This is a genomic window from Kitasatospora sp. MY 5-36, from assembly GCF_001182915.1.
Classification (GTDB): Bacteria; Actinomycetota; Actinomycetes; order Streptomycetales; family Streptomycetaceae; genus Kitasatospora.
Genome location: NZ_LFVW01000555.1, coordinates 1 through 4231, shown reverse-complemented (window position 1 = coordinate 4231; position 4231 = coordinate 1). Strand labels below are relative to the sequence as shown.

The window sequence follows — 4231 nt, the reverse complement described above, 5'->3', positions numbered from 1 at the left end:
CGGGGCCCGCCGACGGCGGGCCCGGGCCGCTCAGCCGCGCAGGACGGCCGGGACCACGGCGAACAGCGCCGCCGTCACGGTGACGGAGAGGCAGAGCGCGGCCCAGCGGGCGCAGATCCGGCGGCACTCGACGCGGTACCGGGCGGCCAGCCGGCGGCAGCGCTCGACCGCGCGGTCGACGACCTCCTCGGCGTAGCGCAACCGGTCGGCGGCGTAGGCCTGTTCGAGGCTCTCCCGCTCCGCCGCCGGCAGCCACGGGAACTGCGCGGCGAACGCGCGGGCGTCCCGTTCGGCCGCCGCGACCTCCGCCTCCCAGGCCAGGAACCCCTCGATGCGGGCGAACTCCGCCCGGGAGTTCACCCGGGCACCGACGCCGGCGGGCCTGCCCTGACGAGGCGTCCGCGCTCTCGGCGGACGCTGTCTGCCACCCATGACCGCTCCTCCAGTCCTGTCGAGTCGTCCCGCCGGAAAGCCTGCGGGGTCGGGCTCCCGACGGGGATCGCTCCGCGACCAGGCAACTACTACCAGCGACAAACCGCAGGTGGCGGGCGGCTCGCCACAGCCCGCGCGGCCGGGAAAAACTTGCGTGCCACGCACTATTGCGCGTCGCGCACCTTTCGCGGGACAGTGGTGGCCATGACGAAGGACCAGCCCGGCCTGCGGGAACGGAAGAAGGCCGCGACGCGGGAGGCACTGGGCTGGGCCGCACTGCGGCTCGCGGTGGAGCGGGGGCTGGAGAACGTCCGGGTGGAGGACATCGCGGCCGCGGCCGGGGTCTCCCCGCGCACCTACAACAACTACTTCTCCAGCAAGGCCGAGGCGATCGTCTCCCGGCACCGCGACCGGGTCCTGCAGGCCGCCGGGGAGCTGCGGGCCCGCCCGGCGCAGGAGCCGCTGTGGGAGGCGCTGACCCGCTCCCTCGTCGCACCGTACGTCGGCGCGCCCGAGGAACCCGACCCGCGCTGGACCGCCGCCGTGCGGCTGCTGCTGCGCGAACCGGCGCTCCAGGCCGAACTGCTCCGCGACAGCGCCGGCGTCCGGAGGGAGCTGGCGGCGGCGGTGGCCGCCCGGACCGGGACCGACGCCGACCGGGACCTCTACCCGAACCTGGTCGCCTCGGCCGCGCTCTCCGCGCTGCAGGCCGCCAACGAGCACTACCTGGCCGCCGACCCGGTGGTGCCGTTCCAGCCGCTGCTCACCGAGGCGCTGCGCCAGCTGGCGGCCGGGCTGCCCGATCCGTCGTCACGGTGACCCCACCGCATCCGAGGGGCATTCGACATGAACGGGGACTTGAGATGAACAGCGATGTCGTCATCGTCGGCGCCGGCCCGGTCGGGCTGTTCCTGGCCGGCGAACTGGCGCTGGCCGGAATCCGGCCGGTGGTCCTGGACCGGCTGCCCGCGCGCTCGGGCGAGCAGAAGGCCAACGGGCTGGTCGGCCAGGTGCTCCGGCTGCTCGACCACCGCGGCCTGCACCAGCCGCTCAGCGGCGTCCCGGGCGCGCCGCGGCCCGTGCCGCGCTTCGTGTTCGGCGCCTTCCCGCTGGAACTGCACCGGCTCGACCGGAACCCGCTGCACGCCGTACCCGTACCCCAGCACCGGATCGAGGAGGTACTGGAGGAACGCCTCCTCGACCTGGGCGTCACCGTGCGCCGCGACCGCGAGGTCACCGGCCTGCGCCAGGACCCGACCGGGGTGACCGTCGACGTCCAAGGCCCCGACGGCGCCGGACAGTTGCGCGCCCGCTACCTGGTCGGCGCGGACGGCGGCCGCAGCACCGTCCGCAAACTCGCCGGGATCGGCTTCCCCGGCGTCACCTCGCCCGACCCCGTCTCCCGCGTCGCGCACGTGCTGCCGCCCGAGGGGGTGCGCACCACCGACAACGGCGACGTCCTGCTGCCCGGCTGCCCGACCCCGTTCCGCGTCTTCACCCACACCCGCACCGACCACGGCGTGTTCGTCATCTCCCCGTTCGGCCCGGACGCCGTCATGATCGCCACCATGGAGTGGGGCGGCCCACCGGTGGACCAGCGGACCCCGCTCACCTTGGACGAGCTGCGCGCCAGCGTCCGCCGGGTGACCGGCGCCGACCTGCCGCTCGCCCCGGCCCGTACCGCCGGACCGTTCACCCCGCGCCGCACCGTCGGCCACAACACCCGGCTCGCCGAGCGCTACCGCGACGGCCGGGTCCTGCTCGTCGGCGACGCCGCCCACGTGCACGCCGCGACCGGCGGCCCGGGCCTCAACCTCGGCCTCCAGGACGCCGCCAACCTCGGCTGGAAGCTCGCCGCCGACCTGCACGGCTGGGCCCCGCCCGGCCTGCTGGACAGCTACCAGAACGAGCGCCGCCCGGTCGGCGAGCGGGTGTTCATGCACTCCCAGGCCCAGACCGCCCTGATGGCCCCCGGCCCCGGGACCACCGCGGTGCGCGCCCTGTTCGACGAGCTGCTGGCGCACCCGGACAACCTCGGCCGGATCGCCGCGCTGATGGCCGGCAGCGACGTCCGCCACGACGTCGGCTGCCCGCACCCGCTGGCCGGGCGGTTCGTGCCGGAGCTCGCGACGACCACCCCGAACGGCCCCGCCCGGATCGCCGAACTCGCCCGCACCGGACGCCCGTTGATCGTCGACCTCACCGGCGGCCGGCTCGGCCTCGCGGACCCGGCGGCGGGCTGGAAGGACCGGGTCGACCTCGTCACGGCCGACTGCCCGCAGCCGCCGGCCGGCGCCCTGCTGCTGCGCCCGGACGGCTACGTCGCCTGGGCGACCGGGCCCGACCGGGCGGACCGGGAGGGGCTGGCCCGGGCGCTGCGCACTTGGTTCGGCGCCGCCTCCTCCTGAGGACGGGCACCCCGCGGACGGGTTCCGCGGCGACGGGTTCCACCACGACGCGGACGGGCCCGTACCCGCCGTCCGCGGGGCCGCCGGGGAGGCGCCGGACGGGTGGGGGAGAATGGCGGCATGTCCCGACGTCGTTCCGCGCCCCGCGCCGCCGCGCCCCGGCTGCTGCCCTCGTCCCCCTGCCCGTGCGGCCTGCCCGCCGCCTACGGCGACTGCTGCGGCCGGCTGCACCGGGGCCAGGCGGCGGCCACCACCGCCGAGTCGCTGATGCGCTCCCGGTTCAGCGCCTTCGCCGCGCAGGACGAGGCGTACCTGCTGCGCACCTGGCACCCGGACACCCGGCCGGCCGAGGTCGACTTCGACCCGGGGCTGCGCTGGACCGGGCTGGAGGTGGTCGACACCACCGAGGGCGGCGCCTTCCACGCGCAGGGCACCGTCGCCTTCCGGGCGCACTGGACCGAGGGCGGCGAGGAGGGCGTGCTCAGCGAGAACAGCCGCTTCGTGCGGCACGAGGGCGCCTGGGTGTACCTGGACGCCCTCTCGCTCGGCTGAGCCACCCGACCCGCGGCGGCCGCGCTCGGGTGGCCGCTCCGGGCCGCCGCTACAGGTAGTCGTCCAGCCGGGCCAGCGCGAAGCCCTGCGCGGTGACGTCGTTGACGACCTTGCGCAGCAGGTCCGGCATCGAGGCCTTCCAGATGTCGGTGCCCCGGAAGTGGGTCAGGATGATGTCGCCCGGGTGCAGCTTCCGGTCGTCGTAGCGCCACTCCATGTGGTCCGGGAAGGCCTCCTCGTTCCACATCGGCACCGCCTGCACCCCGCAGGAGGCCGCCGCGCGCAGGGTGTCGTCGTTGTACTCGCCGTACGGCGGCCGGAACAGCCGGGGGCGGACGCCGATCTGCTTCTCCAGCTGGTCCTGCTGGGTGCAGATCTCCTCGCGCTGGGTGTCGTAGTCCAGCACCTTCAGGTTGCGGTGGTTGATCGTGTGGTTGTTGATCTCCACGCCCTGGGCGTGCAGGTCGCGGAAGTAGCCGTAGTTCTCGCGGGCGAGGTAGTCGGAGACGTAGGTGCTGAGCGGGATGCCCAGGTCCGCGGCCATCCGGGAGAACTCGGGGTCCTTCTCGTCACCGTCGTCGACGGTCAGGAAGACCACCTTGTCGTCGGTCGGCACCCGGAAGACGACGGGCGGGCGGCCGTCGGCGAGCTTGACGCCCTGCACCGGGGTGAGCTCGGGCTTGGTCGCCGGACGCGGCGGGGCCTTCAGCGGCGGGCGCTCCAGGCCCCAGTGCTGGGCGGCCGCCTCCTGACGGGCCACGGCCTCGGCGCTGTTCGCCTCCTCCGCCAGGGGCGGGGCGCCGGCGTGGTCGGCGTCCGGAGCGGCGGGCGCCGCGTTC

The 4231-nt window shown here is 75.5% G+C and carries 5 protein-coding genes; 3 read left to right on the top strand and 2 right to left on the bottom strand.

Features of this window, described 5'->3' with window-relative positions; translation table 11 throughout:
* Positions 1 to 30 precede the first annotated feature (30 nt).
* Positions 31 to 432, bottom strand: a complete 402-nt coding sequence (locus tag AE652_RS29915) for a cytochrome C oxidase subunit I (protein ID WP_143204590.1) — start codon at positions 430 to 432, stop codon at positions 31 to 33.
* A 204-nt stretch (positions 433 to 636) separates the two neighbouring features.
* Between AE652_RS29915 and AE652_RS29910 the strand changes: the two genes are divergently transcribed.
* The 3 genes from AE652_RS29910 (at position 637) to AE652_RS29900 (ending at position 3392) form a co-directional block, all read left to right on the top strand.
* A complete protein-coding gene (locus AE652_RS29910; RefSeq protein WP_049657124.1) occupies positions 637 to 1251 on the top strand; it encodes a TetR family transcriptional regulator in 615 nt (204 codons plus the stop codon).
* A 44-nt stretch (positions 1252 to 1295) separates the two neighbouring features.
* The gene (locus AE652_RS29905) at positions 1296 to 2840 is read left to right on the top strand and encodes an FAD-dependent monooxygenase (protein WP_049657122.1); all 1545 of its coding nucleotides are present in this window, start codon (positions 1296 to 1298) and stop codon (positions 2838 to 2840) included.
* Positions 2841 to 2960: 120 nt separating this feature from the next.
* Positions 2961 to 3392 (top strand): YchJ family protein, encoded by a 432-nt coding sequence (locus tag AE652_RS29900; protein WP_049657121.1) that lies wholly within the window; start codon positions 2961 to 2963, stop codon positions 3390 to 3392.
* 49 nt (positions 3393 to 3441) lie between these two features.
* Here the strand turns inward: AE652_RS29900 and AE652_RS29895 are convergent.
* Positions 3442 to 4231 (bottom strand): polysaccharide deacetylase family protein (locus AE652_RS29895; RefSeq protein WP_049657119.1); only part of this gene is annotated, 790 nt, incomplete at its 5' end.